This window comes from Okeania sp. SIO2F4, assembly GCF_010672385.1.
Lineage (GTDB): Bacteria > Cyanobacteriota > Cyanobacteriia > Cyanobacteriales > Microcoleaceae > Trichodesmium.
The window spans coordinates 1-3,931 of sequence record NZ_JAAHGT010000905.1 but is presented as its reverse complement, the minus strand read 5'-3'; the positions used below and the strand labels follow the sequence as shown (position 1 = coordinate 3,931).

Sequence of the window (3,931 nt, the reverse complement as noted above, 5' to 3'; positions counted from 1 at the left end):
CAGCACCTACAGAACCACCAGCACCTACAGAACCACCAACTCCCACACAACCACCAGCACCTACAGAACCACCAGCACCTACAGAACCACCAACTCCCACACAACCACCAGCACCTACAGAACCACCAGCACCTACAGAACCACCAACTCCCACACAACCACCAGCACCTACAGAACCACCGCCAGACGAAACCCTCAATGGTAGTAATGGCGATAACACTCTCAACGGTGGAGAAGGTGACGACCAACTCAACGGTTTCAGAGGTAACGATATACTTCGAGGTGGCAATGGCAACGATACCTTAACTGGCGGAGTTGGCCGAGATACAGTAGTTGGCGGTAATGGAGATGATACTGTTAATGGTGGTCGTGGAAGCGATCGCCTATTTGGCCAATCTGGCAACGATCTGTTGCTAGGTCGCCCTGGTAACGATATCTTGTTAGGAGGTGATGGTGACGATACTCTAGAAGGAGGTATTGGCCGCGATCGACTCAACGGTGGAGCAGGAAACGACGTACTCACAGGAGGAGCAAGTATTGACCGCTTTATCTTCAATACTAATCAGGAATTTCAAACAGAGGATGTTGGTGTAGATGCAATTACTGATTTTTCCCAAACACCCGGAGATATTATTCTCCTAGACTTGACAACTTTCACTGCTATCAACAGCCAGTCGGGAACAGGTTTCAGCATTGCCAGTGAATTTGCCGCAGTTACCGATGACGAAGCAGCAGCAACTTCTGGGGGAGTAATTGTTTATAACAGTGAAAATGGTAATTTATTCTATAACCCCAATGGCAGTGAAACTGGGTTTGGTAGTGGAGGTCAGTTTGCGACTTTGACAAATACCCCAGAGTTAGAAGCAGGAGACTTCTTCCTGAGAGGTTAAAATTTTAGCCCCTTAATCATACTTAAATATTACCTTGTAAACCAAACTTGCTCCCGTTAAATTTAAGATTTGAACGGGAGCAAATTTTTAACCAAAATCAATTTACAGCAGTTTTGGAGTTGATGAGGCACAAAATTTTAAGACTTTAGGCAATAGGCAACAGGCAACAGGCAACAAAAAATGAATAAACTGTACCTCACCATCGGACCAAAGTGCTGTAATTTGAATTTAACAGGACTTACGCAAAGGTACTATATATAGAGTTAAAAAACTATTGCGCAACAGTTTCGGACGCTACATATAGGGTCTCTGCGTAAGTTCTATTTAAAATAAATTGCATAACCTCTGGAGACTTGATAAGTATAAGGGAATAGTAGACTCTCAAAGGTTTTTCAGGTTCTATGTAATCCTTAAGTGGATACGAAAAATTGATATTCTGCCAACGTAACTACTCAAAGTGTATATCAGGGAAAAATAACTATGTTTGAACTCCAAAATCCTAGTAACACACCTTTTACTAATGTAGACGGTCCAAACCGTTTTGATGGGACAGTTTTAGCTACACCTTATTTACTCTCAATTAATGGTCAACCAGGATTATTTATTAATGGCCAGAAAACTATTGTCTTAGATGTTCTGGTTCGTTTTGCCATAGATACCGAGTTTTATTTTTTTGAGTCAGGACAATATCAAGTCTTATCAGATGACTTATCTACTAATCCTATTTTTAGTATACCCAAGGGTTGGTTAGGTGGAGAAGCTACTACAGCAGATTTTGATGGAGATGGCAGCGACGAACTTATTTGGACTTATTTCAATGGTGGTTTAACAACTACTGCAGACCCCCAAGTTGATTATTTTAAGTTAAATGATAATGGAGTTTATGAACGAGTCAATGTTCCTTTTGATGATTTAGACCTGAGTTCAGATTTCCATGTTCACGCAGCTATTGATGTAGATTTTGATAACGATCTTGATATTGTATTTGAAAATTCAGCAACAGAAGAAATTCAGATTTATCAAAATGATGGAGGCAATTTTTCCTCATTCTTAGGTGATATTTTCTTTGGTATTCCTTTGGATAATTTAGAAAATATTCATAGCGTAGATGATGATAATGACGGTGATTTTGATGTTATAGTAGAGGATAGTTTTGGCAATTTTTCTTTTTATGTTAATCAAAATGGTGCTTATATACAACAATTTGGCGATAATAATCCCTATGGTAATTTAGATGCCACAGACCTTAATGTTTCATTTTATGATGTCGATCGAGATCGAGATATTGATGCCCTATTTCTGGATGAGGATGGCAAAGCAATATATTATGAAAATCTCAAAATTGACGGTAATAAAATACCTTTTGTCATTGATGATCGCGCTCAAATTCTAAGTGATACCTCTGAAACTATTGATGTTTTAATAAATGACTGGGAATGGGATGGAGAAAACCTAGAAATAACTAATTTTGAGACAATAACAGCTCAAGGTGCAACAGTCAGTTTAGACAATAATAGTACACCTAATAATCTTAGTGACGATCGCTTGATTTACACCAGTCCACCAGGAATTACTACAGATAGCACCGATAGTTTTACCTATACTATTCAAGATACCGCAGGAAATGAAGCTACTGGAACAGTAGAGATAGAAATTGATTTTGATGAGCCACCAAATCCAGAAGATGATAACGTAGATGTCTTTGCAGATGACAGTAAAACTATTGATGTTCTGCTGAATGATTCTGAACCTAATTCTCAACCTCTAACTATTACTAACTTTGATACTAATAGTATTTTTGGAGGAACGATCGCTCTTAACGATAATGATACTCCTGATGACTTACAAGACGATCGATTAACTTATACTCCACTTAGCGGAATTATTGAAAAAATCGAAGATTCATTCACCTATACGGTCAGTGATGATACTGGAAATATGACAACAGCTACAGTCAATGTAACTATTGTTCCCCGATTATTTGTTCGACAACCAGAAAGTAATAATCCTTTTGCTGGCTTAGATGCAGGTACGACTAATGGCAGTACAGATTTTTCTACTCCTATTCTAGTCGATGTAGATAATGATAACGATCTTGATTTAGTTTCAGGCAATCAAGATGGCAAAGCAGTTTATTTCCGCAATGATAATGGTACTTTTAACCAACAAATTGGCAATGATAATCCCTTCGATAATATTCAAGTAGGTGGTAGTTTAGGTACTTATTCTAGTTTTGCTATTGCTGATTTTGATGGAGATGGGGATAAAGATATTGTTGGTGGCGATCGCGATAGTCTAGGCTACGATTATTGGCAGAATGACAACGGCGAATATACAAAACTTACTGATGCATCTAACCCGATAAAAGTGGAAAGTTTTACCCCCTCCTATAGTTTAGTTACCGCTACAGATTGGGATAAAGATGGAGATATAGATTTGGTTACAGGCAATGAAATCAGATATCTGCGTTTATTTGTTAATCAAAATGGCATTTTACAAGAAGTATCCAATGAAAATAATCCTTTTCAATCTCTAAATCCGGAGCAGAATTTAGGTAACCACATTAGTCCAGCTATCATAGACTTCGACCGCGATGGAGATTTAGATCTACTTGCAGGCAACGATAATGGAGAAATATTAGCCTATCGTAATGATGGTTTCAATCTATGGACGCAGTTAACTGGTTCAGATCATCCTTTTGGCGAAGATATTGATGTCGATCCTAGTAATTTTATCGAACGTACCACTTTAACTTTAGGAGATGTAGACAGGGATGGTGACGATGATTTAGTCACAGGTACAAGAGATGGTAGCTTTTTGTATTGGGAAAACATTACACCAGCGAATCCTATTATTAATCCACAACCACAACCAAGGCCAGAGCCAACCCCGGAACCAACACCAACACCAGAACCACCAGAACCACCAGCACCAACACCAGAACCACCAACACCAACACCAGAACCACCAGCACCAACACCAGAACCACCAGCACCAACACCAGAACCACCAGCACCAACACCAGAACCACCAACACCAAC

At 39.2% G+C, this 3,931-nt stretch carries 2 protein-coding genes; both read left to right on the top strand.

The genetic code is table 11. The annotated features are described in order from the left end of the window. Positions 1 to 890: calcium-binding protein (locus tag F6K22_RS34750; RefSeq protein WP_293108947.1), on the top strand; the 890-nt coding region annotated here is incomplete at its 5' end. Positions 891 to 1,370: 480 nt separating this feature from the next. Then, positions 1,371 to 3,931, top strand: a 2,561-nt coding sequence (locus F6K22_RS34745) for an FG-GAP-like repeat-containing protein (RefSeq protein WP_293108945.1), incomplete at its 3' end; no start/stop codon positions are given.